Annotated in this window: 26 protein-coding genes; 14 read left to right on the top strand and 12 right to left on the bottom strand. The window is 39.6% G+C overall.

Annotated features, from left to right (window positions below):
• The first annotated feature begins 102 nt into the window (after positions 1 to 102).
• From ugpA to CXF72_RS19095, 3 genes are read left to right on the top strand one after another with little or no spacing between them, the layout of a single operon-like run.
• Positions 103 to 984 (top strand): sn-glycerol-3-phosphate ABC transporter permease UgpA, encoded by an 882-nt coding sequence (ugpA, locus tag CXF72_RS19105; RefSeq protein ID WP_101041407.1) that lies wholly within the window; start codon positions 103 to 105, stop codon positions 982 to 984.
• The gene (gene ugpE, locus CXF72_RS19100; RefSeq protein ID WP_101041406.1) at positions 984 to 1,832 is read left to right on the top strand and encodes a sn-glycerol-3-phosphate ABC transporter permease UgpE; all 849 of its coding nucleotides are present in this window, start codon (positions 984 to 986) and stop codon (positions 1,830 to 1,832) included. The genes ugpA and ugpE overlap by 1 nt, the downstream gene beginning before the upstream one ends.
• Positions 1,833 to 2,954, top strand: a complete 1,122-nt coding sequence (locus CXF72_RS19095; protein WP_101041404.1) for a sn-glycerol-3-phosphate import ATP-binding protein UgpC — start codon at positions 1,833 to 1,835, stop codon at positions 2,952 to 2,954.
• Between the two features lie 42 nt (positions 2,955 to 2,996).
• Here the strand turns inward: CXF72_RS19095 and CXF72_RS19480 are convergent, their stop codons facing one another.
• Together CXF72_RS19480 and CXF72_RS19085 are read right to left on the bottom strand one after the other, a co-directional pair.
• Positions 2,997 to 3,296 (bottom strand): hypothetical protein, encoded by a 300-nt coding sequence (locus tag CXF72_RS19480; RefSeq protein ID WP_157823300.1) that lies wholly within the window; start codon positions 3,294 to 3,296, stop codon positions 2,997 to 2,999.
• Between the two features lie 249 nt (positions 3,297 to 3,545).
• Complete coding sequence (locus CXF72_RS19085; RefSeq protein WP_101041403.1) at positions 3,546 to 4,010, bottom strand: Lrp/AsnC family transcriptional regulator; 465 nt, start codon at positions 4,008 to 4,010, stop codon at positions 3,546 to 3,548.
• A gap of 140 nt (positions 4,011 to 4,150) precedes the next feature.
• Between CXF72_RS19085 and CXF72_RS19080 the strand changes: the two genes are divergently transcribed.
• From CXF72_RS19080 to CXF72_RS20375, 4 genes are all read left to right on the top strand, one after another.
• Entirely contained in the window at positions 4,151 to 4,771 is a 621-nt protein-coding gene (locus tag CXF72_RS19080) for a LysE family translocator (protein ID WP_101041401.1), read from the top strand.
• A gap of 421 nt (positions 4,772 to 5,192) precedes the next feature.
• Positions 5,193 to 5,561 carry a ribosome recycling factor family protein gene (locus CXF72_RS19075; RefSeq protein ID WP_232785033.1) on the top strand — a complete coding sequence of 123 codons (369 nt, stop codon included), beginning with the start codon at positions 5,193 to 5,195 and terminating at the stop codon, positions 5,559 to 5,561.
• 311 nt (positions 5,562 to 5,872) lie between these two features.
• Positions 5,873 to 6,376, top strand: a complete 504-nt coding sequence (locus tag CXF72_RS19070; RefSeq protein ID WP_101041397.1) for an asparaginase domain-containing protein — start codon at positions 5,873 to 5,875, stop codon at positions 6,374 to 6,376.
• 83 nt (positions 6,377 to 6,459) lie between these two features.
• Complete coding sequence (locus CXF72_RS20375; protein ID WP_442966054.1) at positions 6,460 to 6,636, top strand: LysR family transcriptional regulator; 177 nt, start codon at positions 6,460 to 6,462, stop codon at positions 6,634 to 6,636.
• A 1,003-nt stretch (positions 6,637 to 7,639) separates the two neighbouring features.
• Here the strand turns inward: CXF72_RS20375 and CXF72_RS19060 are convergent.
• Both CXF72_RS19060 and CXF72_RS19055 read right to left on the bottom strand, forming a co-directional pair.
• The gene (locus tag CXF72_RS19060) at positions 7,640 to 8,287 is read right to left on the bottom strand and encodes a LysE family translocator (protein ID WP_101041395.1); all 648 of its coding nucleotides are present in this window, start codon (positions 8,285 to 8,287) and stop codon (positions 7,640 to 7,642) included.
• Between the two features lie 125 nt (positions 8,288 to 8,412).
• On the bottom strand, positions 8,413 to 8,727 hold the full coding sequence (locus tag CXF72_RS19055) for a LysR family transcriptional regulator (protein ID WP_198552676.1): 315 nt from the start codon (positions 8,725 to 8,727) through the stop codon (positions 8,413 to 8,415).
• Positions 8,728 to 8,862: 135 nt separating this feature from the next.
• Between CXF72_RS19055 and CXF72_RS19050 the strand changes: the two genes are divergently transcribed.
• Complete coding sequence (locus CXF72_RS19050) at positions 8,863 to 10,122, top strand: M18 family aminopeptidase (RefSeq protein WP_101041393.1); 1,260 nt, start codon at positions 8,863 to 8,865, stop codon at positions 10,120 to 10,122.
• A gap of 422 nt (positions 10,123 to 10,544) precedes the next feature.
• Here CXF72_RS19050 and CXF72_RS19045 read toward each other — a convergent pair whose 3' ends face one another.
• Positions 10,545 to 11,684, bottom strand: coding sequence for a TerD family protein (locus tag CXF72_RS19045; RefSeq protein ID WP_101041391.1), 1,140 nt, complete (start codon positions 11,682 to 11,684; stop codon positions 10,545 to 10,547).
• Between the two features lie 855 nt (positions 11,685 to 12,539).
• Entirely contained in the window at positions 12,540 to 12,905 is a 366-nt protein-coding gene (locus tag CXF72_RS19040; protein WP_101041389.1) for a hypothetical protein, read from the bottom strand.
• Between the two features lie 677 nt (positions 12,906 to 13,582).
• Here CXF72_RS19040 and CXF72_RS19035 point away from each other — a divergent pair.
• Entirely contained in the window at positions 13,583 to 13,834 is a 252-nt protein-coding gene (locus CXF72_RS19035; protein ID WP_101041387.1) for a hypothetical protein, read from the top strand.
• Between the two features lie 164 nt (positions 13,835 to 13,998).
• Here CXF72_RS19035 and CXF72_RS19030 read toward each other — a convergent pair whose 3' ends face one another.
• Positions 13,999 to 14,523 carry a M48 metallopeptidase family protein gene (locus tag CXF72_RS19030; RefSeq protein ID WP_101041385.1) on the bottom strand — a complete coding sequence of 175 codons (525 nt, stop codon included), beginning with the start codon at positions 14,521 to 14,523 and terminating at the stop codon, positions 13,999 to 14,001.
• A gap of 614 nt (positions 14,524 to 15,137) precedes the next feature.
• On the opposite strand from CXF72_RS19030, the gene CXF72_RS19025 reads away from it, so the two are divergent.
• Together CXF72_RS19025 and CXF72_RS19020 are read left to right on the top strand one after the other, a co-directional pair.
• Entirely contained in the window at positions 15,138 to 16,739 is a 1,602-nt protein-coding gene (locus CXF72_RS19025) for a protein adenylyltransferase SelO (RefSeq protein ID WP_101041383.1), read from the top strand.
• 264 nt (positions 16,740 to 17,003) lie between these two features.
• The gene (locus CXF72_RS19020) at positions 17,004 to 17,726 is read left to right on the top strand and encodes a YebC/PmpR family DNA-binding transcriptional regulator (RefSeq protein WP_101041381.1); all 723 of its coding nucleotides are present in this window, start codon (positions 17,004 to 17,006) and stop codon (positions 17,724 to 17,726) included.
• Positions 17,727 to 17,851: 125 nt separating this feature from the next.
• Here the strand turns inward: CXF72_RS19020 and CXF72_RS19015 are convergent, their stop codons facing one another.
• The 5 genes from CXF72_RS19015 to ubiT form a co-directional block, all read right to left on the bottom strand.
• A complete protein-coding gene (locus tag CXF72_RS19015; protein WP_198552675.1) occupies positions 17,852 to 18,079 on the bottom strand; it encodes a glutaredoxin family protein in 228 nt (75 codons plus the stop codon).
• A 156-nt stretch (positions 18,080 to 18,235) separates the two neighbouring features.
• Positions 18,236 to 18,688 (bottom strand): NUDIX hydrolase, encoded by a 453-nt coding sequence (locus tag CXF72_RS19010; protein WP_101041378.1) that lies wholly within the window; start codon positions 18,686 to 18,688, stop codon positions 18,236 to 18,238.
• Between the two features lie 113 nt (positions 18,689 to 18,801).
• Entirely contained in the window at positions 18,802 to 19,290 is a 489-nt protein-coding gene (locus CXF72_RS19005; RefSeq protein WP_101041376.1) for a GNAT family N-acetyltransferase, read from the bottom strand.
• Positions 19,291 to 19,590: 300 nt separating this feature from the next.
• On the bottom strand, positions 19,591 to 20,055 hold the full coding sequence (locus tag CXF72_RS19000) for an AAA family ATPase (RefSeq protein WP_101041374.1): 465 nt from the start codon (positions 20,053 to 20,055) through the stop codon (positions 19,591 to 19,593).
• Between the two features lie 109 nt (positions 20,056 to 20,164).
• Positions 20,165 to 20,689, bottom strand: a complete 525-nt coding sequence (gene ubiT, locus CXF72_RS18995; RefSeq protein ID WP_101041372.1) for a ubiquinone anaerobic biosynthesis accessory factor UbiT — start codon at positions 20,687 to 20,689, stop codon at positions 20,165 to 20,167.
• A 178-nt stretch (positions 20,690 to 20,867) separates the two neighbouring features.
• Here ubiT and ubiU point away from each other — a divergent pair, with 178 nt between their 5' ends.
• The 3 genes from ubiU to CXF72_RS18980 all read left to right on the top strand — a co-directional run bounded on the left by ubiU (position 20,868) and on the right by CXF72_RS18980 (position 24,976).
• Positions 20,868 to 21,863, top strand: coding sequence for a ubiquinone anaerobic biosynthesis protein UbiU (gene ubiU, locus CXF72_RS18990; RefSeq protein WP_101041370.1), 996 nt, complete (start codon positions 20,868 to 20,870; stop codon positions 21,861 to 21,863).
• A 50-nt stretch (positions 21,864 to 21,913) separates the two neighbouring features.
• Positions 21,914 to 22,792 (top strand): U32 family peptidase, encoded by an 879-nt coding sequence (locus CXF72_RS18985; RefSeq protein ID WP_101041368.1) that lies wholly within the window; start codon positions 21,914 to 21,916, stop codon positions 22,790 to 22,792.
• A 381-nt stretch (positions 22,793 to 23,173) separates the two neighbouring features.
• Entirely contained in the window at positions 23,174 to 24,976 is a 1,803-nt protein-coding gene (locus CXF72_RS18980) for an ABC transporter transmembrane domain-containing protein (RefSeq protein ID WP_101041366.1), read from the top strand.
• The last annotated feature ends 331 nt before the right edge of the window (positions 24,977 to 25,307 follow it).

The raw sequence follows: 25,307 nt of genomic DNA, 5'->3' as shown, positions 1-25,307 counted from the left end.
TAGCTTAATATTTTATCGCCATTTTTATTAACAGAATGGCGATATTTTACTTCCTAACTATAAACATCACTATCAACATGACCATAAAACTGTGGAACATCTATGTCATCGCAAGCTGTATTTAAAAATAAATGGTTACCCGTTGCACTTATCAGCCCGCAACTGTTGATTACTGCGGTATTTTTTCTTTGGCCTGCCGGGCAAGCCATTTTCCAGTCATTTCAGCTGGAGGACCCCTTTGGGTTGAACCATGAATTTGTCGGTCTGGAAAATTTTATCCACCTGTATAACGACAGTAATTATCTTAATTCCTTATTCACTACTCTTAAATTTAGCATCAGTGTCGCTTTTCTGGCAATGATCAGTGCCTTGATATTATCGGCCTTTGCCGAACATATCGTTCGAGGTTCAATGTTTTACCGTACCTTTCTTATTTGGCCCTATGCCGTTGCGCCCCTTGTGGCCGGATCGCTCTGGTTGTTTTTATTTGATCCCACCATAGGCGTTGTGGCAGAACTATTACAATGGTTCGGGGTTAACTGGAATCCGACACTCAACAGCGCACATGCTATGTGGATGGTGATTATCACATCGACCTGGAAACAAATCAGTTACAACTTTTTATTTTTCCTTGCCGCATTACAATCTGTTCCAAAATCGCTGCATGAAGCGGCGGCCATTGACGGCAGTGGCCCGGTAAAACGCTTTATCACTATCAGCTTTCCGTTGATTTCACCCACCAGCTTTTTCCTACTAGTGATTAATTTTGTCTATGCGTTTTTCGATACCTTTGGGATTATTCATGCAATGACTCAGGGAGGACCCGGCAGAAGTACTTCGACGTTGGTATATAAAGTCTATAACGATGGTTTTATCGGGCTGAATTTAGGCTCCTCAGCTGCTCAATCGGTCATTTTAATGATAATGGTGGCGCTCTTAACCGTATTCCAATTTAAATACATAGAAAAAAAGGTAGCCTACTAATGGTAGAACGAAGACCCCTCTTTTCGCTGTTTTGCCATATTATTTTAATTCTTGGCATTCTTTCAATTGCTTTCCCCGTGTGGGTAGCATTGGTTGCTACCACCCACGAAAACACCGCCTTTGCAACGGGTACACCGCTTTGGTTTGGGGATCTCGGATTTAGCGTGTTTTCCGATCTGCTCAGCAACCAAAGTACGTTTAATAATTCACAACTGCCAATCACCCAGATGCTGTTTAATTCCATGGTGATGGCGCTGTGTATTACCGTGGGCAAGCTGACGATTTCAATTATGTCGGCTTACGCGGTGGTTTTTTTCCGGTTTCCGGGCCGTATGTTCGCCTTTTGGATTATTTTCTTCACTCTGATGCTACCCGTTGAAGTGCGTATAATCCCGACCTTTGAGGTTATTACCAACTTAAATATGCTTAATTCATTCTCAGGATTGACCATTCCCCTGATTGCCAGTGCAACCGCTACCTTTTTATTCAGGCAGTTCTTTTTAACCGTCCCTAAAGAATTGTTCGAGGCAGCGCGCATTGATGGTGCCGGCCCTATTCGATTTTTTATTGATATATTGTTGCCGCTTTCTCGGACTAATATCGCAGCACTCTTTGTTATTACTTTTATTTATGGCTGGAATCAGTATTTATGGCCGCTGCTGATCACCACAGATGTTCAGTACTACACCATAGTGATGGGCATTAAACAGATGCTCGGTGTCGTTGATGGTCTGATTGAATGGAATAAAATTATGGCCACCACCATTATAGCCATGCTGCCGCCTGTTATTGTGGTTATTGCTATGCAGAAAGCCTTTGTTAAAGGCCTTGTAGATTCGGAGAAATAAATGTCAACCTTAACACTTTCAAATATTACAAAATCCTATCCAAATGGTTATCAAGCTGTTCATAAACTCAGTTTGAATATCGAAGAGGGTGAAATGGTTGTCCTTGTTGGGCCAAGCGGTTGCGGGAAATCGACCTTACTGCGAATGATTGCCGGGCTTGAAGAAATCACCTCGGGTAATCTTAAAATAGATGATTGCCTGGTTAATAATCTCGAGCCAAGCGAACGAGATATTGCGATGGTATTTCAAAACTACGCGCTTTATCCTCATATGTCTGTTTATAACAATATGGCCTATGGACTGCGTAACCGTAAAACACCAAAAGCGGACATTCAGCGCATCGTCAATGACACCGCTGAAATGTTAGAGATAGAACATCTGCTTGAGAGAAAACCAAAACAACTCTCCGGAGGACAAAGGCAACGTGTTGCGATGGGGCGGGCGATTGTGCGTAAGCCAAAAATATTCCTGTTTGATGAGCCGCTTTCTAATCTGGATGCTAAATTAAGAGTTCAAATGAGACTGCAGATCAAGAAACTGCAACGCAGACTCGCAACCACTTCGGTGTACGTCACACACGATCAGGTCGAAGCCATGACCCTTGCCGACAAACTGGTGGTGCTTAATCAAGGTACAGTCGAGCAAGTGGGCACACCACTGGAGATTTACGACAATCCGGCTTCGGTGTTTGTGGCGACCTTCATCGGCTCACCGGCAATGAATATTCTCGATGCAAAGGTGACCAAGGAAGGTCTTCAACTGGGTTATTCATTATCCCCCATCGATACTCAATCTTTAAAACCGGGTGATATAAAATTAGGGCTTCGCCCCGAACATATCAACATTGTTGAAAAAATGCCCTGGTTTGAAGTCGAAGTTGAGCTTGTCGAATCGTTAGGGGCCGATCTTCTGCTTTACTGTAAAACGCTTTACCATAAAACAATGGATGAAACCGCTCAAAGTCTGGTTGTGCGTGCTGAAGGACACAGTAAAATTGAAATTGGAGATATCCTCGGACTTGATATCGACCAGAAACATCTGCATTTATTTGATGCCGACACATCAAAACACATTAATATTGATCTCAAAATGAACAGTAAAAGAGAGCTTCTGTATGCCTAAGCCTAAATATCGGTTACTCAAGCAAGCGCGATTAAATGGTTATTAACTGACGTTGACGACACCTAAACTTGGCAGGGAAAGCTGCCATTCGAAACGCTGATTGCACTTGATAAACTCACGGCAGCCGGGATAAATGTCGTAGCAATAACGGGGGCTTCTGCCGGCTGGTGCGATCAGATAGCCAGACTTTGGCCTGTTCATGGCGTGATCGGTGAAAATGGGCAACTTCTTTACAACTGCGTTGCTGATTTTGTTTTTATTCTGGGCTGCATCAACCGAAACTCGAGACGGTTTTTTTGCCAGTGCAAAAGAGAATCTAGTGTCAGGTTTAGCGCAAGTCATTGGTGTCCAGGTCGAAATTAAAAACACCAAATAAGTATATGAATTCGGTGCATATAATCGGGTTATCCAGCTCCACACTGCCTTAATGAAGAACCTAAACAACCATGCGAACAACCATGCGAACAACCATTAATTACACTCGCTATAATTTAATGTAAAAGCACCAACCATGCCACCCATTTTTATAACTTCCCTTCTGTTCAGATAGATAAGCTTTAGCTGGTGAGTCAGGCCTTATCTTAATCAAGCCTAAAGCGACAGACTCTGCTTATCTTTAATGCAAGACAACAACATGTAGGTGTGTAGGCCAGAGATAAAACTCACCTGAAAGGTGTTGTTTACCAGAATGTTAAACTCATTCATGGTTTTGCAGTACACCCTCAACATAAAGTCGTACTCGCCAGTGATCGAATAACACTCATAGATTACCGGGGTGTACTGAATCAGTTCGATAGTCTTTTCCCGAGCGTTCACTTCACTTTTCCTGTACTGCACCATGATCGCAGCAGATACACCTATTCCGGCTTTTTCTTTATTTAGAATGGCGGCATAGTGGTCGATCACTCCGGCATCTTCCAGTCTTTTTAAGCGACGGAAACACTGGGAAGAAGACAGGCCAACTTTCTCGGCCAGCGCCAGCCGAGGGATCTGGCTGTTCTCCTGTAACAGGTTGATAATGCTAATGTCGTGTTTATCTACAACCATCTCTTGCATGATTTAGCTCTCTTAATTAAGTTTTATGCAATTATAGTTGCATGAATGATAGTTTTGCAAACCTATCTTGCTAAGACAGTGTCATCGCTTTCGGGATATATTTATACACAGTTATTATTTACTTTTTCAAGGAAATCTCTATGAACATGGCGCTGTTGGGTGTATTTATTCCTACCTTCTTTTTTGTTTCCATCACACCAGGTATGTGCATGACCATGGCCATGAGTCTGGGTATGAGCATCGGTTATCGACGTACCCTGTGGATGATGGTAGGCGAAATGATTGGTATCGGTCTGGTGGCTGTTGCAGCAGTGCTGGGCATCGCTTCTGTAATGTTGAACTATCCCTGGTTATTTACCATTCTAAAGTCGGTTGGTGCGGCGTATCTGTTTTACTTAGGGATTAAGATGTGGCAATCGAAGGGCAAGCTTGCGTTAAGTGATGGCAATAACCAGATACAGGTTGGTCATCATTGGGATCTTGTGATCCAGGGGTTTGTGACTGCCATTGCCAATCCTAAAGGTTGGGCATTTATGATCTCTCTGTTACCGCCTTTTATTGAGAGCAGTAAACCTTTAGCCCCGCAGCTGACTCTGCTAGTGGCAATTATTCTCGCCTTCGAGTTTATCTGTATGACCATCTACGCCCTTGGTGGCAAGGGATTAAAAGGTTTATTGGGTCATTCCAAGAATGTCCGTCTGATGAATCGTATCTCAGGTAGTTTAATGATGGCCGTGGGTCTGTGGTTATTTCTCAGTTAACCAGTTCTTTAGGGGTGCCCGCCATTGTGCGGGTATACTATCTTATACGATCTAAACTAATTCGATAATTATCAAATAAAGTAAAAGCTCTAACGAATTTTTGTCCATTTCTGAGTTACAGCCCTCGATGAATTCGTATATCCATGTATTCTGAAAATTTTTATGAAGTCCGATTTTGCACGCAATTGGGAGAAAGCGAGCGTAAATGGGGTGATCTCAACGGATAAATAGCGCCTCAAAGAACCTCAGAAAACAAGCTGACGATTTATTGTTATCAAGATTAAAAACTAAGCACCATAAGTTTATTCAAGTAACAGATAATCCAGACATTGAAAATGCTTTAATACTATTGTTCGTCAAACGTCTGTGCAACCGTTATTATTGACCTTGGACTTAACAAACAATTCTGATGGAGGGTGCTGTGCCAAATTACACTTCAAAAATGCTCTCAATTAAGTTAAATAATTTTATCCATCGTATTGATTGTAAAGCGACAATGATAGAACTTGCTACTCAACACTGTTGTAGCTTAAAGCGTATCCGTCGTTCGAAAAATTGGTTACTAATGGGCAACCAAAGTCAGCTTGTTGAGATAAGTGATAAATTACGGCAGAAAAAAGCATTGTGGATTGCAGAAGCCATTGATAAAGCGCTACCAAAACCAACCATTAATTTAACGTTGATAATGGAATCTAACCCTGCAATGACAGTCAATCGATTAATGGCAGAGACTGGTTGCACGTTAATTGAGGCTCGAGGTGCCATTGATACTGCTGAAGGTTTTATTTAATAAAACTCAGCAAATGCCCGGGCATATTAATTTTTAAAATAGGCTAGTTACTTGGTCAAATTGACCAATAATAAAACAGGAATGTGCCTCGGATCCTGTGGTGATATATGCCTGTTCCGCCTCAGTAAGCCAACTCGCAAATGCCCCCTTAGCGACTTATAAAACAAAATAAGTGGCCGAATTCCCTTGGGAACTACGACGCTCGCTTCGAGAAAAAGCGAGCGTAGATATTTTTACTATCTGATATGCTATATGCTTCTTTTTAATACTTAGTTTGATAATCACAAAACTATAAAAATACTTAAGGGTTAATGATGAAAGTAAATGATATAAAAAAAATACAACTGATTATTACCGGTGGAACAATTGATTCTTACTATGACACGGATAAATGTACTACGATGCCGCATGAAAAAAGTGTACTGACTTCATTTCTAGAAAAGTACGCAAGAATGGGACATTCAAAAATAGTGACAACAGAAATCTGTATGAAAGACAGCCGTGATATTAGCGACGAAGATATTGATGAAGTATTTACAGCGATAATGGAAAGCGAAAGTGATAGACACGTCGTTACTCATGGCAGTTTTACCATGTTTACAAGTGCACGTTATTTGCAGACATTGCTGCCCAATAAGCATGGACAAGTTATTATTTTTACAGGCTCTATGATTCCGTTAGAAGGCTTTTCCCCAAATGATGCGGGGTTCAATCTTGGCTCTGCGACGATGGCAGCTCAGTGTTTAGAAGCGGGAGTATATATTGCCTTTAACGGCCAGATATATGCTCCGGATGATATGGAAAACCTCCATTAATCAATAATGATATATTAGCAGAACATTCGAGTGCCTAGTTTCTAATTCAGGTGGTTTATTAACATGAAAATAGACGATTTAAGCTGTTTACCACGGTTGTCAACTTGGGTGGTTTTACCGCAGCCGCCAATGCACTAGATCTACCAAGAGATAACGTTAGCAGAAGAATAAACCGCTCAGAAGAGGCGCTCGATATCACACTTTTTCAAAACAACCCGAAAATCACCCTTAACAGACTATGGAAAAGCCTATTACGATGAGGCGCTTAAAGCGTTACAGGCATTAGAGCGTGCTCATCAGGCCACCACTCATATTTCAGCCTCCCCACAAGATTGGATTGCTACCAGAAACCAATGAAGCGATCTCCCCTATTTTTTTTCATTTCTTGATCTTTACCCCGAGATTGAACTTGATATACGCAGTATCAATCATGGGTTTGTCGATACCTATCAACAGGCTCTCGATTTTAGCGTTCTTTTCAATAGAGCTTCATTTGCAGGGTTGGCAGTGTCGGGATCCACAGGAATATTTTTGATGTCGATCGGGGAGATGCAATAGTCGCTTTTAACTAAGCCCGTTTTAAATCCGCCGCACTGAATTATCAAAATACGGTTGATAATGCTTTTAAAAAAGTTGACTCATTACTCTTTGCTTACGGAAAAAGTCAGGATAATCAGGAAAAAGTTGAAGATGCGACTAAGTTCACTGAAAGTGCGGTTAAAAAAGTAAAACAACACTTTAAAATCATTAGCAGTATATTTTATAAACAAGTGTTTATTTTTAAAAAGCCTATTACCGTTATCCATTTGATGTATTGTTACCGAGACTAGTGTTTTAGGACTTAAATTCGAACATTCATTTTTATGATGAAGTGTTAAATTTAAGGGACTACCACCAAGGGCACCGAGGCGCTGCGCGCTACACAGAGTAATGACTTTTATATAAAGTCCGCGTACACAATATAATTATCACCCCCTTTCGATTGCAGGGGATGATGAAATTAGGTCATAAATATATAGTGTAAACTTAAGTCCGATGGCACTATTTTTATTTTGAAGAAGAAAGTTTATGACTGCCCAGATCTGTTTTATCCCGAAAATATCCCTTTAGGAACTCTACAACTCAAGGGATCATTATAGGACTCAGTAATGAGTTATTAAGACGACAAGGGCTAGTGTCATTATTCATAAAGAAGATGAACAGCCTTGTCCGGAGACACCTTTTGGGTGTTGTGGGGCTAAAAGCTCGACAGCTCCTACCCAATTATATTTTGTTATTGACACCAGTAGATACCGCTAAGGCTCCACCTAGGAAAATAAATACACTGCCTATAGTACGATTAGCTATATTCATATTACGAGGCTTTGATAGGAAAGGACTTATTTTCGTTCCAAGGGCTGCATACAAAAACATGAAGCTAACATCGAGTAAAAACCAAGTGCATGCAAGTACGACATATTGATCAACCGGTGGTAAGTCTGTATTAATAAAACTGGGAAATAACGCGATAAAAAACAATAAATCTTTAGGGTTACTAATACCTACTATAAACCCTTTTTGGAAACGGGCGTAGGATGAGTAACCAACTTCTTTATTGTCATGTGATTTGTTATCTTCAATTTTTATACTGCCTTCTTTCCAAGCCGCCCAGCCTAAATAAATCAAATAAAATGCGCCAATAAGTTTAATAACAAGAAAGAGTGTTTCAGATGCAGCTAAGACAGCTCCAAGGCCGATAGCTGAAATTGACATTAGCACTAATGCTGCACTTGCTCCTCCCAAAACAGTTGGAATAGTTTTTTTATTACCAAATTTAAAACCATCAGATACGCATAATAAAGCCGAAGGTCCTGGGCTTATTATTAATATGCTAATAACACTTATGTAAAGTAACCATGTGCTTAATTCCATACATACCTCATTGTTTGAATACATATATCGGCTTGCAGACATATCCGTTGAATTATTTTTTAATACAAATATCTAGTATTATTTAGTCGTTAAGTTTAATAGGTGAGCTTATATGGTCACCTCTATCATGGCAATATCTTCGTGCGTTTATCCAACAAATGAATGAGCGCATCAGCCAACCACATTAAGGCAGGACCTTTGGCCTTTGGCTTGGTCATTACGCGATCGATCTGCACTGGCCACGGCTTATGATCAAAGCTTAGATTCATTCTTACCCTGTCACCCTGATGTTCATATTGCTCTGCCATATAAGCTGGAATATAACGCCATCCTAACCCTTCCTTTACCATAGTGTTAACGGCATTAAATGTATTTCCCCAGCAGATATGTGAAGAGATACTAGGGAATAGCGCCCATTTCAACGTAAACGTCGCGTACATAGGCTAAATAACATTAAAATATCAGGCTAAAAGTGACTCCTTACAAAAGCTTAAATTGATTTAAAACGGAGTCATCTTTGACTTCGAAAAGAATGTAGCGTTAAATTATCACTTACACTTTTGAAGGATTAAAATATGAATAAACAAGATTTTAACCAAGGACTTTTAGCATTTTTAGATGCGTCTCCCACCCCTTTTCATGCCACTTTAAATATGAGCATAAGATTAGAGAATGCTGGATTTATAAAGCTTGATGAACGCCAAAAATGGGAGTTGAAAGAGGGTGAAAAATATTTTGTAACACGCAACGACTCTTCTATTATCGCTTTTACATATCCTAAGGACAAAAACCACACAATAGTGGGTACTCATACGGATTCACCCAATCTAAAACTAAAGCCAAAACCAGTTATTAAAGAGCATGGTGTGGTGAAATTTGCAGTTGAGCCTTATGGCGGTCTTTTACTAAATCCTTGGTTTGACCGAGATCTCTCACTTGCAGGGCGTGTTTCTTATCTTGATTCTAACAATGTGATTCAAAATGTTTTGATTAATGTTAAAAAGTCGATTGCTATTATCCCATCACTTGCAATTCATTTGGATGAGAATGCTAATAAAGAGAGAACGGTCAATAAGCAGACAGATATCTCACCTGTCCTTACAACCAATGCTGATTTTGAGTTTGATGATTTCTTAAAATTGCAGCTTGAGAAGTTGGGGATTAGGAATATTAAAGCGCTTTATGCAAATGAACTTAGTTTTTATGACACAGCGAATGCTTCACCTCTAGGTTTAAATGACGACTTTATAGCGAGCGCAAGGTTAGACAACCTGCTTAGCTGTTATGTTGGACTGCTAAGTATATGCAGTGTAGATGATGATAAACCGATGATATTTATTGCCAGTGACCATGAGGAGGTTGGTAGTGAGTCAACCAGTGGTGCAAGTGGGAGCTTTTTAGAAAATACGCTTAGAAGAATGTATAGCGATTATGAGGACTATATGCAGATGATAAGAGGCTCGATTTTAATATCTGCTGATAATGCACATGCAATCCATCCCAACTTTCCATCCAAACACGATGCTAATCATGCTCCACACATAAATAAAGGCTGTGTGATAAAGATAAATGCAAACCAGAGATATGCTTCAAACTCGACAACTATTTCAAGATTTATGAATGTCGCTAACGCTGTCAATGAGCCGTATCAAGAGTTTGTAACAAGAAGTGATATGGGATGTGGTTCAACTATCGGTCCATTAACTGCGACAAGACTTGGGATTGATGCACTTGATGTTGGACTTCCTACTTTAGCAATGCACTCTATACGTGAGCTTTGTGGTAATGATGATGCACACTCTTTGTATAAAATAATTTTAGGATTTAGCAAGTAATATCGACTGTCACACCAGAGGAACTCAATCTTTTAATAGCGCAAATCGACAAGGTTGAGTATCGATATAATTAATATCCTTTTTCGTAATATCTAAAATATGCTTACCTCATATTTGCCTTCGTTTTCATCGCTATGGGGTGACATTAAACGCCTATTACGCAACTCTTTTACAAAAATCACAGGTAAAACTCGCGCCGTTGGCTAAACCAGCCTTTTTTGTTTATCAACACAAAAAGGCTGCATACCTTATATTCTTTAAATCATAAAAATTGCGGACATTCATTAATAAACGAGCTAGGCTAAACGAACCAGGCCACTCATTTTTCTAACCGAATAAAATAAAACATCGGATTGATATTTAGTCAATTAGAGGGGGGCCAGTGACAGACCTTACAGTTACTTATCCATCAATTGACAAGGTTATTTACTGCCCAATTTCCAGTTAAATCCCCATCCGAAGGCTTCGTCACAGTCTTCGTGTCCCGAAAATAATCGATTTAATTGTTCTACATTAACAAAACCATTATTAACGGAGATTGCCGCAACAGCACAAAAACTGTTATTTTTATCCTGCTCGGTCAATTTAGTTTCAATAGGCGGCATTCCGGGAACATGCAAAGTAACTTTTGCATCTATTTTATTCCAATTAGTAACACCTTTATAAATAAAAGCAAAAATAATAATCTGTTTTACATCTTGGAGTTTATTGCCGTCAATATGCAACCATGTCCCCTCTTCGCTTGCCCCTGTCCGATCATCAGCTAATAATTTAATATAGGGGGAGCATTCAAAACTATCCCCTAAAGCCTGTATGATTTGACGGTGACCATTATTTAATTCAATAAATGCCCCTAAATCTAAGTCAATTTTAGAAGCGAAGAAACCACCCGCTTTTTTATTCCAATTTAAATTTACTTTGATTAAACCTAAATCTCCAGCGCGTTTAGTTAAATCAACTTTGGGCGCGGATTTAGTTAGGCTTATTTTACTCAGATTGGTAGGTGGGACAATTGGCTTAGGAACAGGAGTTTCAGCAGCAACCTCAGCAACCTCAGCAACCTCAGCAACCTCAGCAACCTCAGCAACCTCAACGTCAGCAATATCAACACCATATAATTCAGCTAAAGGCTGCAATCCACCATTAAATCCCTGCCCTACAAAACGTACTTTCCATGCATTATTATGTTTGTAAATCTCTAAAAGAATGAGCGCTCTTTCGGAACGACCTTGTGTTTCTAATAAACATTCAAAATCAGTTCCTTTTAATCTAATATTATCCTGCTCTCCAAAAACACCCTGATCTAATGTTGCCGTTATCGCAAACTTTTTAATGTGACTTGGGACAGTATTGAGATCAAATTCAATTGCGCTATCGCTTATTTTGACCGAACCACATGCTGAATTAGGTGCACCGTAAAAAACCATTCCTTCATCACCATTCACTTTTCCATTTGTATTTAAGCAAAAAACAGACACATCTGTTTTCCTGGGTAAGCTGTGGTTTAAAGTAAATTGAAGTGTAGATAAGGCACTATTCGCACCAATTATTAACATTTTCATAGTTATTTGTACCCTAACAGTTAATATTAAATTTTAAAAAAGCAATAGGAAAACCTAGAGCACTTTCCGAATATTCGTTAAACAGCCCTACTACTGTTAATAAGAAAACAATTGCGGACATCCATTAATTACAATGGTTATAATTTAATATAAAGACTCATAAATATCAGCCCTAATAGGCAGAATGTAAGTAATTTATTAAAATAGTCAGTAAAATTTCATTGAAAAACACGTTAAATGGTTAGATTGACTGAATTGAACGCGTGTTGAAGACCCTCAACGAGCAGAAATGCATAGATTGTCATTAAAGTATTTTTAAATCAGGGGGATTAATGCAAAGATCGATGCAAGACATTCTTCTTGGTAATCCAACATTTAACAGTATGTTAGCATAGAAGGCTAATTCTTCTAACGACCCCAGCGCACCATGATAATTTTCATCAAAACGACTCGCTAATTCACACCCGATTTGATCATCAATGCTTACATCACCCGCTTATCATCTCGTAAGACTCTGCTCGTCCAATCCAGTCATTCACAATATGATCAAGCCGCGAAAAAGGAATACCTTCTGAGCCTTGTCGATCACAAAAACAGACCAAGGTTTAATAGGACTATTTTTCGATGCGATGGTAATATTTTTACTAATCTATCCGTGTGAATAGGATCGCTTTTGCCTTTTAGTTAGCCAAAGGTTTGTAAGCCGTTATGAGAACGAAAGCACCTTAGCGAAATCGTTCAGGCAGTACATCGACTTTTCAGGGAAGAAACTTTGATTTTTATTTTGGAAGGAAATGAGAATATAAATAAAGCCATATTTCACTAAACATTAGAGGTAAAGCAGAAGGAACAGAATTACGCACCTACGCAAGAACGGTTCCGGTAACGCTTAAACAAGATATAAAAACTATGCACAATTATCGCCAAACCAATACCAAGGGTCCAAGCACTAGTATAAAATGAAAACAGGAACAGTGAACTGGCTAAAAATAGAAATGGTTTGAACTCATAAATCTCTTCAGGCAAGGAATTACCCCGACGAGTAAAGTTGAGTTGTGGGGGATGCCGATAATGAAAACGCATCGTCCACACTAATGCACCCAATGCATATAAAATCGCCCCAGAAAAAATACCAAGTACCACCTCAAAAGAGACAATACTCACTCCACCTACACTTAAACAAGCGTAGGGAACAAACTCATAGATTGGTTTAGACAGCATCAGATTCCTCCAAAATGAGTTAAAAATCCGTCTTCAACCGATATATTAGTAATCCCTTAAATACCATGATAACTGCGGTACTTTTACCACTATTAAGTATAGAAAGCATAAAATATATTTGCCAATAAAAATTTTATTTAAGCAGTATATTTTGTCACATCATACCAATATCAGTCATTAAGTGATCGGTTTAGGCGCCGGAAAAACGCATAAAATCAAGGAGTTTATTTCAGTAACTAGTTGTTCTAATTGCACAAAATCGTAGGGGACGGTTTTGAACAGCTTTAGCTGGCCACGTAGTGGGGAATAACAGGATGTTATGAATCAAATCAAGCAAAAAGACTAAAACGTCGTTTTATATCTAGCTAGCATGTGTTTTAACAAGTATAAATGGGCATGAATTTAATGGATTTGGTATTAGATTTCAACATTGTATGATCTCCTAATGGTTACCGTAACGCTAGGCTAGTTGCTAGCGTTGTGGAGTCCATACATCGCCTCAGAAGCTAACTCGAAAATCCCCCTAAACACCTTAAAAAAATAAAAAATTGGACACCAAATTTAGTATGACACTATATTACATTACCCCATGGCCACTGAAGTGAAGAGTTGCCTTAGAAAGATAAACACCGTAACATTCCGTGATTATCGATTTAGTTCAGCAAGAGAATGTAAATATGAGTAACGAAACAGATATCATCACAAACCTAGCAGAGTTAAAAACTTTTTTAATTTCAGTTGAAAATGATGATTTGGATTTAACAAATGTAGCAGGTGTGGCAATGGCGACAAACAATAAAGATGGTCGTCGTTTTGTCGCAGTATTAGATGACGAGCACCAATTATTATTGTCACGTTGGATTACGGAAGAAGTATTCCAAACAGGCCAAGATTTAGTGCGTAATGGTACCAACAGTAAAGCGCATTAATATTCAGAACGTTGAATTTGAAGAAAAGAGTTAAGATATTGTCTTAACCTTTTTTATTTAGCCCCTCCTCAGGTCTTTAACTTTGAATTATTTCAACAGATAAATAGCCCAAAACCCCAGGGCCTTTTATTAATGTATCGAAATCAGGCCGGTGCTCACAACCCTCAGTAAATTTTTCCTTTAAGGTCCAGCTGAGTAAGGTATAAACGCATTTCAAATTCTAACTGATGATACTCGGGCAGCATATGCTGGCACAATTGATAAAATGCTTTATCGTGCGCCTTTATTCGAAGGTGGGCTAACTCATGGACAACAATCATTTCTAAAAATGCTTCCGGTGCTGTTTTGAAAATTTCACTGATTCGTATTTCATTTTTACTTTTTAATTTCCCCCCCTGCACTCTTGAAATAAAAGTATGTAAACCCAGCGCATTGTTAATAACATGAATTTTCTTATCGTAAATGATTTTACTTAACGGTGAAGATTTTCGTAAATTAGTATTTTTCAAGTCCATTACATATTCACGAAGCATTTTATCATTGTTAATATTATGTTTTTGAGGATATTTTTTAAGTAAAAAACGACCTAAGGTATCCTGTTCAATCATGGTTCTGATTTGATCTTGCACTTCGAATGAATATGCAGATAGATACTTAAGTGCAATTGACTGGGTTTTTGAAAATGGCATAGGGCAATACTGTATAGGATAAGTTAAATGATTAAAATTGTACCTTAGTTATTTATAATCCGGTAGTAAGAAAAGACCAGCTTAGCTTCACATAATATAAGTGTTCTCGTAAATCTACTTTCAATGAGAAAAGTAGACAAAGTTGTCTACTTATAAAACCGGACTCTGCAAAGCATGCGAAGGATCAGAAATTACGCTCGTTTTTAATAATCAAATCTGCTTTTGAGCATTAACATTGTTAACCTGAATTAAATAATGCCTTTCATAACGAGGATAATCGTCTGTTATCATTTCACATTGCCGATTATCACTTCACTTTGGTTAAGCTGGTTTTAAATACTTTGTAGGTTGGGTCTGTTTAGTTGGTGCAATAGATTACTGCCTGTAGGTTGGGTCTGTTTGACGAGGCTAATAAGATTCAGGAAATAGCTATTTTATCTCGACCATACTCTGGGTATGCGTATCAGCATTTACGAATAAAGGTAACCAGATGGCATTTATTTGCAGCTGCAAGGTTAAGTGCATAGGGACATTCCCTAACTATCGGTTGCTCAACATACCCTACTGATTTAGTATGGTATAAAATTCTCTTATCTTCAGCAAGGAAGAAACCCATGCCGTTCAACCATCTTAAATTTGATAACCGTCTTCGAAATAATTTACCTGCTGATAATGAAACCGACAATTACTGCCGCAGCGTAGAAAATGCAGCTTATTCATTGGTTTCTCCAGTAAAAGCCACAGCGCCCAAATTAGTTGCGCTTAGCAGCTTATTGGCAGAACAATTAGGTTTTAGCACCGAAGCCCTGAACAGCCCTGAATTTCCTCAAATAATGACCGGCAATCTGTTACTCGATGGAATGCAGCCCTATGCACTTTGTTACGGTGGTCATCAGTTTGGTCAATGGGCTGGACAATTAGGGGATGGACGGGCAATCAATCTGGGCGAGTTGGTCACGACAAATTTAGGTCACCAAACACTGCAGCTAAAGGGCGCAGGTCCAACCCCCTACTCTCGCCGGGCGGATGGTATGGCCGTGCTGCGCTCCTCCATACGTGAGTTTTTGTGCTCCGAGGCGATGTTTCATTTAGGTATTTCAACAACACGCGCCTTGAGTTTATGCTTAACAGGCGATCAAGTGGTTCGGGATATGATGTATGACGGTAATGCGGCATTAGAGCCTACCGCAATAGTGTGCCGCGTATCTTCTTCTTTTTTACGTTTTGGTAGTTTTCAACTGCCCGCCTCTCGTGGTGATGAACAACTTTTAATACAGCTTGTAGAGCATTGTATTAAGTCTGATTATCCTCATTTAGCGCCCGCTTCAGGGGTGTTTGATCAACAGGTCTACCTTGCGTGGTTTAAAGAAGTCTGCGAGCGTACCTGTGATACTGTGGTTAATTGGATGCGGGTTGGTTTTGTACACGGAGTAATGAATACCGACAATATGTCAATTCTTGGTGAAACCATTGATTATGGTCCCTATGGCTGGATTGACGATTTTGATCTTGATTGGACACCGAACACCACGGATGAAGGGCAAAAACGCTATCGTTTTGGCGGTCAGGGAGAAATTAGTCAGTGGAATTTATTTCAATTGGCCAATGCTATTTTCCCGTTAATCGGAGAAGCTGAGCCTTTACAAACAATATTAAGTGATTATGGCATCGATTATCACCGTAAATGGTGCGATATGATGGCGGCAAAATTAGGCTTTAAACATTATCAGGGTGAAACTGATTTAGCGCTGTTTAAATCCTTAGAAAAATTATTGGCTGCGGTGGAAACAGATATGACCGTCTTTTACCGTTTACTTGCAAATATTCCCAATGATTTGAACACGCAAACAGCCACCCAATGGATGGCAAAATTAGGCCCATGCTATTACAGCCTGCTCGATCTTGATGATCAGTATATTAAAGATATGACCAAGTGGTTAACGTCTTATCTTGAAAGAGTTAATGCTGATGGTTTAAGTCAAGAGATGCGTGCGACAGCCATGAATAAAGTCAATCCTAAATATGTCATCCGTAATTATCTTGCGCAGCAGGCTATCGAACTTGCTGAAAAGGGTGATTTCAGTGAAATTGCCACCCTGCAGGAAATATTAAAAAACCCCTATAATGATCAACCCGAGCATAACAGTTATGCTCAAAAACGTCCGGATTGGGCGCGGGATAAAGCAGGTTGTTCAATGTTATCCTGCAGTTCATAATAGCGATTTTATATCCTTTTTTTGCCTTCACTTTATGCCAACGGATAAAATGAAGGCCTATCGCTATTGGGAAACCGCACTTTAAATATTCTTAGAAAGGAAAATTTTGCTCATTTTTACTGATTTTTTGCTTTGAAATCAGTAAAAACCCATAAATATTTGTGTAAAACAAACTTTTTTGATGCGGGACTTTCATAATGGTCTCCTTAAGAGGTAAAATTCTAACTATTATTTTTAACAATCCAATATAAAGAGTCTAATCGAATGGGAAGAGCATATCAAAACCGCAAATTGTCTATGGCCAAAACAGCGGGCGCTAAAACTAAAGTTTATTCTAAGTACGGTAAAGAGATTTACGTTGCAGCTAAAAATGGTGGCTTCGATCCCGACGGAAACCTCTCATTACGTCATTTAATCGACGGCGCCAAAAAAGACCAAGTACCCACACATGTCATCGAACGTGCGATTGAAAAAGCGAAAGGCGGCGGCGGTGAAGATTATGAACGTGCCAGCTATGAAGGTTATGGTCCTGGTGGTTGTTCCGTTATTGTTGATTGTTTAACCGATAACAATAAACGGACCTGGACTGATGTACGCAACTGTTTTATGAAAACGGGTGGTAAAATTGGATCACCGGGTACGGTTGCGCATATGTTTGAACATCAAGCTGTTTTTGTATTTAAAGGCGAAGATGATGAAGCAGTTTTAGAAGAGCTGATGATGGCCGATGTTGACGTGATCGATGTCGAAGGTGAAGACGGTAAAATCACTGTTTTTTGTCCTCATACTGAATTTTATAAAGCAAAAACAGCATTAAATGATATTTACCCGAATCTTGAACTGGATATAGAAGAAATAACTTTTGTACCGCAAATAGACCATGATATTGCCCCTGAGCATGTTGATAAATTTGAAAAATTTATGGCCATGTTAGAAGACTGTGATGATGTACAAGAGGTTTACCATAACGCTGTCCTGCCTGATTAAAATGGCCTGATCAGTGTTACCTGATTAATTACAACTTCAATAACACTTGTTTAAAAAACTCGGCGGCATGCAACAGCATTTGAATATTAAACTTTCGAATGGTGTTGCATGCCGCTTTTTTAATTTTACAGCTGATAAAGTTTATTAAATTCCTTAACAGAAAAGCCGTTTATAAACTGATCCCCTATTTTTAGAATTGGCACTCCGCGATAACCGCTTTTACTAAATTCTTTTTGCCCTGCTGCTGTTTTAACATTGACTAAACGAAACTGGATATTCTGTTGCGACAGATACTTTTTAGCCGCGTCACAATGCGGGCAATGGCTCATAGAATACAATACAACACGTTTCATAATAATAATTCCTGAAGATAAATATGGGTGGTTAAGATTCGTGTATTTACTCTCACTCTTATAACAGCTTTCAGCTTTCAGCTTTCTAGCTTTCTAGCTTTCTAGCTTTCTAGCTTTCTAGCTTTCTAGCTTTCAAGCTTTCAAGCTTTCAAGCTTTCAAGCTTTCGCTTTCAACATATTATTAACTGACGCAATAGCGCGTTGATAATCACCGAAGGTTAAACGTTGATAAGCTTTTGAATAGGCGAGCCATTCAAAATGAGAATGCTCCTCGGACAACACCGGATCCGCTTCTACTTTACTGAAAAAAACAGGCTCAACCACGTCGATAGGATCCGGCCCGTAATGAGTACGCCATTCATCTTGAATAGGGTAAGTCAGTTTAAATCCGGTCGCTGTAACAGTCTCTATTAGCAGTCCGGTTTCCTCAAATACCTCGCGTTTAGCTGCCATTGCAAAATTTTCATCTTTTTCAAGAGCACCACTGACGCATTGCCAAAAACCGGGTATCTTTAAGTCAGTTCGAGGGTTGCGTTTGAGCATTAAATATTCAATTTTTCCTGCCACTATTTTATATAAAAAAACATTTACAGAAAATGGACGTCTCATGTTTACTCCCTATAGCGCATGTAATAGATATTATTTATCCTTTAATAAGGCCGGTAACATAATGAAATTAAAGCCGCTTGTGCTTGATTATACGAGATGAAATTTTCAACGAGCTAAAAAACAAGTTCCATTTGAAAATCATCCATTTTATAACCGCCACCGATATCTGCACATAGTTCACCGGTTTTAATAAAACCAAATTTAGCATAAGCTGTAATGGCATCGTTATTATATTTATTAACGGTTAAATATATTTTTCTTCGATTGTTTTTTTCTGCCAAATTTTTAATGAATTCAATTGTGGCCCTGCCAACGCCCGTGCCTCGAGCAGAGCCTAAAATATAAATTTTACTTAAAAAAAGTGCATCTTTATCTATTTTAAGCCCAATATAACCAATCTCTTTAGTCTCACTTTTAATTAAAAAATATTGGTAATTATCGACATTTATTTGCTGCGCTATTTGTGCCTTTGAATGAAAATGGTTGAGCATATACTCAACCTGTTTAGCGCCTATAATAGGCGTGTAATGTTCAGTCCAAATACACCAGGCAAGATTAATCACTTGCTCAATTTCCTGATCTGTTCTTACTCTATAAAACATCTTTAATACACCTTTATCATTCTTGTTACATTATAATAATCGGGCTCTTTTTTAAATACCATCGCAGCGTTTGCCACTTCCAAAGCACTATTACAATTGCTCGAATAATTGCAACAACAATACATTATTTGAATAGTAACATTTGGATCGTTATGTACTGATCATTTTTTACAGGGAGGTATGAGTATAAACGGGGTTGGCGAGGACGATAACAGGGCGTTCTATTGTTCTGCAAGCACGACTTTAGACGCACAGGTGGTACTGCGCGTCTAAAATTACACTTTTTTTAAAAATGAAAAATTATTTATCTGCAACGGGGAAACGGATCAGCACATTCACTTTTGAAGACATTGATGACGTCAATATCTGTTTTTTGTCTGTCGCAAGGATCACAATACCATCATGATTGGCGATGTTTTTCTGCAGTTCATTAAGATCAAAACTTGCATCACGATCATGGGAACCTCTTATTCCTGCACGTTTCTCAAGTAATGAATCAGCGCCGGAAAACAATAAAATATCGCGACTAACTTTAGCTTTTTGGAATATTTCACCAACGCCTTGATTGGTTTCTTTATCTAAAATCGCCGTAGATACCTGTACCGATTTGTTTGTCAAACTGTTGATATCACCAATAATAGCACTCAGTTCACTGCTGCTTGGCCCGTTTAGCGTGATCAGAAAACGAGACTTTAGGTTGGCATGCTCAGCTAAATCGGGTAAAAATCGATGATAACTTTTGCTCAAATATTCTACTATTAACATATATTTCTCTTTATGACTTAATTATTACGACGAAGCTACCTAAAGATAACGAAATCAGCAAGTGCTTTTGCAATGATTATGAAACTTTCTTACTGATCAGACACAAAAATTATGCACTTATCTCTTTTCGCTGAGGTTTAATTAAACCGCGCTGTACAAAATCAGCAAAATTATTCAAGGATTTTTCAACAAGAGGGGATAAATTTTCAAAATCTATGTTGTCGAGCAGGTTTTTAATCTCTAAACCTAACTCAGTATCCCCTTCAATCACTAAACGCCTTTGAAAGAAGAGTGTATCGGGATCTTCTTTTCTTCCGGCAATCAATATAAATTCATTTAACGCCCCTGAAAATGTGACATCACTCTGTTCGCATTGCTGTTTAATCATAAATTTCTTATCTAAGAAACTCAAATAACAACTAAACTTAAGATCTGTCACTTCAATTTTCAACCATTTATGGTGTAAAAAATTCAACTCATTATCTTCAATAGCCTCCGAAAGTAACCTATCTAATAACTCCGATAACAATTTTTTTTGCATAAAAAAAGGGACAAAGGCGTTTGGATAAGCTAACGCCTTTGGCGCATTAATAACAAGCTGGTGATGAACATTTGCAATGGCTGAAGTAAACATTGATTTTCCCGCGTAAAAATATATCCCATATTATAAATACTAATCTCATCAATAAATACGGATCCAAATCAAAAACAGTGCTGAAACTGTGTTTATCTTACTTTCTCCTGCCTTACATCAATAAAATAAAATGTCCATTTCCTACAATCCATTATGTTTATTATAGTGAGGAATTTAAATGGAACTTTTGTGCCCTGCTGGTAGTTTACCGGCATTAAAAACAGCAATTGATGGTGGTGCTGATGCCGTTTATATTGGTTTAAAGGATGATACCAATGCGCGCCATTTTGCAGGCTTAAATTTCAACGACAAAAAAATGGACCAGGGGGCGCAATATGTACGTGATCATAATAAAAAATTACACGTGGCAATCAATACATTCGCGCATCCCGGTGGTGAAAAACGCTGGTTTAACGCCGTTGATAAATGTGCTGACTTAGGGGCTAATGCAGCCATTATTGCCGACATTGCAACACTTGATTATGCCGTGAATAAACACCCAGATTTAGAATTACATTTATCGGTACAAGCCTCTGCCACCAATACCGAAGCCATAAAGTTTTATCAAGAAAATTTTAATGTACAACGCGTTGTCTTACCACGTGTACTTTCCCTGCAGCAAGTGAAACAACTGTCCCGCAGTACTGATATGCCTCTGGAGGTTTTTGCGTTTGGCAGTTTATGTATTATGGCCGAAGGTCGTTGTTATTTGTCATCCTATTTTACCGGTGAATCACCAAACACCGTCGGGGCATGTTCTCCGGCTAAGTATGTACGTTATCAAAAAACCGAGAACGGGCTCGAAACGCGCTTAAATGATATTTTAATCGATCGTTATAAAGCCGATGATAAAGCCGGATATCCAACCCTTTGTAAAGGTAAGTTTAATGTTGAAGGTAACCTTTACCATGCTATTGAGGAGCCAACCAGTTTGAACACACTGTCGATGCTGCCGGCGTTAATGGAGGCTAATATTTGCGCCGTTAAAATTGAAGGTCGGCAAAGGAGCCCCGCTTATGTTGAACAAATAACCCGCGTTTGGCGTGAAGCGATTGATTCCTATCGAGCAAATCCAGCTGCCTATCGAGTAAAAGAGTCATGGGACAGGGTGCTGGCAAATGTTTCTGAAGGAACTCAGACAACCTTAGGCGCTTACCACCGAGATTGGCAATAACCTGTTGATCATAAACGACAGCCGCAAACAATCAATATTAAGGAATACAAGTGAAGTTAGCATTAGGCCCCCTGCTCTACTACTGGGAAAAACAGACAGTAGAGACGTTTTATCAGCAAGCTTTAACGAGCGAAGCTGACATTATCTATCTTGGTGAGACAGTTTGCAGTAAACGACGAGAACTAAAAACACGAGATTGGATCAATTTAGCGAAACAATTAGCAGACGCAAAAAAAGAGGTCGTTTTATCCTCCATGGCGTTGTTAGAAGCGCCTTCTGAAATTAAAATACTGCGGCAAATATGTGAGAATGGACTGTTTAAAGTAGAAGCAAATGACTTGGGGGCGGTGCAGATATTGGCAGAAAATAAAGTCCCCTTTGTGTGCGGGCCTGCGATCAACTGCTATAACGCCAGTGTGATCAAATTGCTGATCAATAAAGGCATGCAGCGTTGGGTAATGCCCGTAGAATTATCCCGTGACTGGTTAATAAAAATATTAGCGGAGTGCACGCAATTAGGCATAAGGGAGCAATTCGAGGTTGAGCTGTTTGCTCATGGGCATATACCCTTAGCCTATTCTGCGCGCTGCTTTACCGCACGATCAGAAAATAAAGCCAAGGATGATTGTAAGTTATGCTGCATTAAATATCCTGTCGGGCGTCCTGCAACAACCCAGGAGGATCAGCAAGTTTTTGTGTTAAATGGTATACAAACACAATCCGGATATTGTTATAACCTGCTTAATGATGTGCCTTCGATGCAGGGACTTGTGGATATTATTAGGGTTAGCCCCAGCGGGACAGAGAGTTTTACCTCACTGCAAGATTACCGGGCGGCTGTTAATGGAACAGGCTCACCTATCCAACTTGCGAGTAAAGAGTGCAATGGTTTTTGGCATAAAATAGCGGGGTTTCAAACTCAGCAATAACTGTTCGCTGCTTTATAAAGGGGTGATACTGCATCACCCCGTTATAAATTAACCCCGTTAAAAATACGTTATAAGCTGCAAACCTAAGTAATTTTTTGGGTGGGTTTTTATATGATCAGCTGTGAATATCTAATACAAAAACAAGCGTTTTTTGTATTGCCCAACTAAAATCAGGATAAACACGGAGAAGTAATAACAACCTAGTGTGATGACCTAGTGTGATGACCTGGCGTGATGACATAAAGTGATGCCATAAAGTGATGCCATAGAGTGATGGTGTAGATTGATGACATAGAGTAATGGCATAATGTGATGACCTAATCTAATGACCTAGTGCGCTGACTCTCTTTCATATATTTAATTACTTGCAGGTAGGATAATATGCAATCCCTTAAGCCACGCCCTAAAGGCGCTTCCCTTAAACCCTTAAAAGCCCTGCTGCCTTTTATGCGGCCTTATAAAAATACTTTGATCCTGGCCATTATTATTCTACTACTGGCGTCAGCGGTCACAGGCAGCCTGCCGATTGCAGCCCGTTACCTTATTGATAGCGGCATAACCAGCGGTAATGCTGACAAAATAGATTTTTATTTTAAGGTGGTTCTGGGGGTTATTCTCCTGATCAGTATCTTGTCAGCCACGCGCTTGTACCTTATCACCTGGTTAGGCGAGCGAATTGTTGCCGATATACGCGAAAAAATATATGCGCAGGTACTCAAACAAGATCCGAGCTTTTTTGAAGTAACACAAACAGGGGAAGTGCTTTCCCGTCTGACCACAGATACCACACTGGTACAAGCCATATCCGGTGTCGGAATTTCAATCGCGCTACGCTCCACTGTGATGTTATTTATTTCCCTGGCCGGCATTATGTATAGCAGCCCCTCTTTAACACTGATCATTGTATTACTTATTCCCGCGGTTATCGGGCCCATTATTTGGCTTGCGCGCAGGGTACGCACACTATCGCGCAACGCTCAGGACAAAATTGCAGAGTCTAGCGGGATGGCCAATGAAATGCTCAATGCTATCGAAACAGTGCAGGCTTATACGCTGGAAAAAATCCAGAATCAACGCTTTAAAAAAGCAGTAGAAGCCGCATTTATAGCTGCCGTTGAACGTATTAAGCTGCGCTTTGTGATGTCTTTCAGCAGCATGTTTCTGCTGCTCGGTGCAATCACCTTAGTACTTTGGATAGGCACGCAGGAAGTGATCAATGGCAATATGTTACCCGGCGAATTGGCACAGTTCGTTTTATTCACCGTACTGCTTGCAAGTTCAGGTGCGATGCTCAGCGAAATGTGGGGGGAAGTGCAACGCGCCGCTGGCGCGATGGAAAGGTTAATCGAATTACTCAATGCCCAAGCAAAGATTTGTATGCCCGAGAATCCAATGCCTATCCCGGCATCGGGAGAAGGCAGGATAAGCTTTAATAAAGTCAATTTCCATTATCCTTCACGCCCCGATAAAAATGCATTAGAAAACATTAATTTGAATATAACAGCCGGTGAGACTATCGCCTTTGTCGGCCCCTCCGGTGCCGGAAAAAGTACCCTTTTTCAGCTTCTATTACGCTTTTACGATCCGCAATCGGGCTGTATTTCTATCAATGGGGTGAATATAAGCGCGGCGAATCCGCAGGATGTGCGTTCAGTCATGGCCGTTGTTCCTCAGGAAACCGTCGTATTTGCGACCAGTGCACTGGAAAATATTCGTTATGGTCGTCCGGCTGCGAGCGATCACGAGGTTCGGGCAGCGGCGCTATCCGCCTCTGCCGATCTCTTTATTTTGCAATTACCTGAAGGTTATAATACCTTTTTAGGCGAAAAAGGCGTGCGTTTATCCGGCGGTCAAAAACAGCGCATTGCCATCGCCCGTGCCATTCTTAAAGATCCCCCCATACTGCTGTTAGATGAGGCAACCAGTGCGCTGGATGCCGAAAGTGAACGACTGGTGCAGCAGAGTTTACAAACATTAATGCACAAGCGCACTACTCTTATCATCGCACATCGTTTGGCCACGGTGGTCAAGGCAAAACGCATTGTTGTTATTGATAACGGCAGGATTCGAGCGATTGGCAGCCATGAAGAGCTTATGCGCACCGATGTCTTATATGCGCATCTGGCAGAGTTACAGTTTCGCAGTGCAGAACAACAAGCATTTGAGCCCCCATCGAGGCATTAAAACCCATAAAAAAAGAGTCATATTGGCGTTTACCCTGCGGGTAAAACACGCGTTTTTTCTTTTTGATTGGAACTGTATATGTTCCTCTATTGAATCCGCTGAGCCCCTGATTAGAATCTGCGGCGGCTTCATTTCGCAGAACACAATGCCAAACACATTCCCCTTTTTAAGCAATACAATCAAGGTTATTTGCTTAAAAAACAGCCTAACTGCTGTTTATTTTATTATTACCCCCCCTTAAATAGTTACAGCCTAAATCATTTTTTTTGTAACTATTAAATTATTTCTTATTTTCACAAACATGCCACAAGCCCCATGAATCAACATCCCC

This window comes from Psychromonas sp. MB-3u-54 (genome assembly GCF_002836415.1).
In the GTDB taxonomy this organism is placed as follows: Bacteria; Pseudomonadota; Gammaproteobacteria; order Enterobacterales; family Psychromonadaceae; genus Psychromonas.
Note: the sequence above shows the minus strand (reverse complement) of the source record. Positions and strands in the feature narration are given on the sequence as shown.

What these genes read in the sequence shown, in the direction of transcription:
- ugpA (WP_101041407.1), top strand. Translation starts at nt 103, where the DNA reads ATGTCATCGCAAGCTGTATTTAAAAATAAATGGTTACCCGTTGCACTT.
- ugpE (WP_101041406.1), top strand. Translation starts at nt 984, where the DNA reads ATGGTAGAACGAAGACCCCTCTTTTCGCTGTTTTGCCATATTATTTTA.
- CXF72_RS19095 (WP_101041404.1), top strand. Translation starts at nt 1,833, where the DNA reads ATGTCAACCTTAACACTTTCAAATATTACAAAATCCTATCCAAATGGT.
- CXF72_RS19480 (WP_157823300.1), bottom strand. Translation starts at nt 3,296, where the DNA reads ATGACTTGCGCTAAACCTGACACTAGATTCTCTTTTGCACTGGCAAAA.
- CXF72_RS19085 (WP_101041403.1), bottom strand. Translation starts at nt 4,010, where the DNA reads ATGCAAGAGATGGTTGTAGATAAACACGACATTAGCATTATCAACCTG.
- CXF72_RS19080 (WP_101041401.1), top strand. Translation starts at nt 4,151, where the DNA reads ATGAACATGGCGCTGTTGGGTGTATTTATTCCTACCTTCTTTTTTGTT.
- CXF72_RS19070 (WP_101041397.1), top strand. Translation starts at nt 5,873, where the DNA reads ATGATGAAAGTAAATGATATAAAAAAAATACAACTGATTATTACCGGT.
- CXF72_RS19060 (WP_101041395.1), bottom strand. Translation starts at nt 8,287, where the DNA reads ATGGAATTAAGCACATGGTTACTTTACATAAGTGTTATTAGCATATTA.
- CXF72_RS19055 (WP_198552676.1), bottom strand. Translation starts at nt 8,727, where the DNA reads ATGTACGCGACGTTTACGTTGAAATGGGCGCTATTCCCTAGTATCTCT.
- CXF72_RS19050 (WP_101041393.1), top strand. Translation starts at nt 8,863, where the DNA reads ATGAATAAACAAGATTTTAACCAAGGACTTTTAGCATTTTTAGATGCG.
- CXF72_RS19045 (WP_101041391.1), bottom strand. Translation starts at nt 11,684, where the DNA reads ATGAAAATGTTAATAATTGGTGCGAATAGTGCCTTATCTACACTTCAA.
- CXF72_RS19040 (WP_101041389.1), bottom strand. Translation starts at nt 12,905, where the DNA reads ATGCTGTCTAAACCAATCTATGAGTTTGTTCCCTACGCTTGTTTAAGT.
- CXF72_RS19035 (WP_101041387.1), top strand. Translation starts at nt 13,583, where the DNA reads ATGAGTAACGAAACAGATATCATCACAAACCTAGCAGAGTTAAAAACT.
- CXF72_RS19030 (WP_101041385.1), bottom strand. Translation starts at nt 14,523, where the DNA reads ATGCCATTTTCAAAAACCCAGTCAATTGCACTTAAGTATCTATCTGCA.
- CXF72_RS19025 (WP_101041383.1), top strand. Translation starts at nt 15,138, where the DNA reads ATGCCGTTCAACCATCTTAAATTTGATAACCGTCTTCGAAATAATTTA.
- CXF72_RS19020 (WP_101041381.1), top strand. Translation starts at nt 17,004, where the DNA reads ATGGGAAGAGCATATCAAAACCGCAAATTGTCTATGGCCAAAACAGCG.
- CXF72_RS19015 (WP_198552675.1), bottom strand. Translation starts at nt 18,079, where the DNA reads ATGAAACGTGTTGTATTGTATTCTATGAGCCATTGCCCGCATTGTGAC.
- CXF72_RS19010 (WP_101041378.1), bottom strand. Translation starts at nt 18,688, where the DNA reads ATGAGACGTCCATTTTCTGTAAATGTTTTTTTATATAAAATAGTGGCA.
- CXF72_RS19005 (WP_101041376.1), bottom strand. Translation starts at nt 19,290, where the DNA reads ATGTTTTATAGAGTAAGAACAGATCAGGAAATTGAGCAAGTGATTAAT.
- CXF72_RS19000 (WP_101041374.1), bottom strand. Translation starts at nt 20,055, where the DNA reads ATGTTAATAGTAGAATATTTGAGCAAAAGTTATCATCGATTTTTACCC.
- ubiT (WP_101041372.1), bottom strand. Translation starts at nt 20,689, where the DNA reads ATGTTTACTTCAGCCATTGCAAATGTTCATCACCAGCTTGTTATTAAT.
- ubiU (WP_101041370.1), top strand. Translation starts at nt 20,868, where the DNA reads ATGGAACTTTTGTGCCCTGCTGGTAGTTTACCGGCATTAAAAACAGCA.
- CXF72_RS18980 (WP_101041366.1), top strand. Translation starts at nt 23,174, where the DNA reads ATGCAATCCCTTAAGCCACGCCCTAAAGGCGCTTCCCTTAAACCCTTA.